The following is a 1236-nucleotide window of genomic DNA, read 5'->3' as shown; positions in this document are numbered from 1 at the left end:
AGCCCAGGACCTGCGTCTTGTTACCACGGAAGAACGCCAGCATGGCGAAGCCGTAGGTGATCGAACTGAACAGCAGCAGAGCGGTTTCGCCCAGTACGTATGGCAGTTCGAAGATGTCGTGGCCCGACGGGCCACCCGCTACGTTGTTAACCAGTACCGCGTACGCTGCGAAGATCGACGCAAACAGAATGCAGTCGGTCATCAGGTAGAGCCAGAAACCGAATACGGTCATCTCGCCCGAGTCGTGGTGATGGTCATCATGCCCATGTCCATCGACATGGGTGTGTCCAGCATTGGTCACTAAGTTCGACATGGTTTAAGCCTGTTCCAACGAGGTTTCAACACGGGTGGCAGTGGCTGGGATTTTCCCGGCGGCTACCAGACGCTTGTGCTGCTCGGCTTCGATGCGCTCGATCACGTCGACCGGCACGTAGTAGCCTTGATCATCACGGGCCGCGTGGATCGCGAAGTAGATCACGGTGCCGGCCAGGCTAGCGATTGCCAGCCACCAGATGTGCCAGATCATCGCGAAACCGAACACGGTCAACAGAGCACCCATGACCAGACCGGTCGCGGTGTTGTTCGGCATGTGGATCGGTTCGTACTTGGCCGGAGCCTTGTAAGCGGTACCGTTTTCCTTGGCTTCGGTGAACGGGTCGACAACGTCGGCTTTCGGCAGAACGGCGAAGTTGTAGAACGGAGGTGGCGACGAGGTCGACCATTCCAGAGTGTGTGCATTCCACGGGTCGCCGTGTTCGCACATGTTTTCCGGCTTGTTGCGGTCACGCACCGACACGTAGAGCTGGATCAGCTGGCAAGCGATACCGAAGGCGATCAGGATCGCACCGAACATGGCCACGTACAGGTACGGTACCCACTCAGGGTTGGTGGTGGCGTTCAGACGACGGGTCATGCCCATGAAGCCCAGTACATAGAGCGGCATGAACGCGACGAAGAAGCCGGTGATCCAGAACCAGAATGCTGCCTTGCCCCAACCTTCGTGCAGCTTGAAGCCGAACGCTTTAGGGAAGTAGAAGCCGAAGCCTGCGATGTAGCCGAATACCGCGCCGCCGATGATCACGTTGTGGAAGTGCGCGATCACGAACAGGCTGTTGTGCAGAACGAAGTCGGCACCCGGAATGGCCAGCAGTACGCCGGTCATGCCGCCGATGGCGAAGGCCGGCGAACCAGGCGCTGCGGTGCATCTGTTTCACCGCGTAATCGTTCTTCGCGGGC

General features: G+C 58.9%; 2 pseudogenes. Both read right to left on the bottom strand.

From position 1 onward, the window contains the following. Positions 1 to 313 (bottom strand): annotated as a pseudogene (locus ACQKP2_RS32985) (cytochrome o ubiquinol oxidase subunit III); the annotation flags it as partial. Positions 314 to 316: 3 nt separating this feature from the next. Further along, a pseudogene (locus ACQKP2_RS32980) lies at positions 317 to 1177 on the bottom strand (cbb3-type cytochrome c oxidase subunit I); the annotation flags it as partial. Between the last annotated feature and the right edge of the window lie 59 nt (positions 1178 to 1236).

Source organism: Pseudomonas sp. NPDC089569, assembly GCF_050280625.1.
In the GTDB taxonomy this organism is placed as follows: domain Bacteria; phylum Pseudomonadota; class Gammaproteobacteria; order Pseudomonadales; family Pseudomonadaceae; genus Aquipseudomonas.
This window is presented reverse-complemented; position numbering and strand designations above follow the sequence as displayed.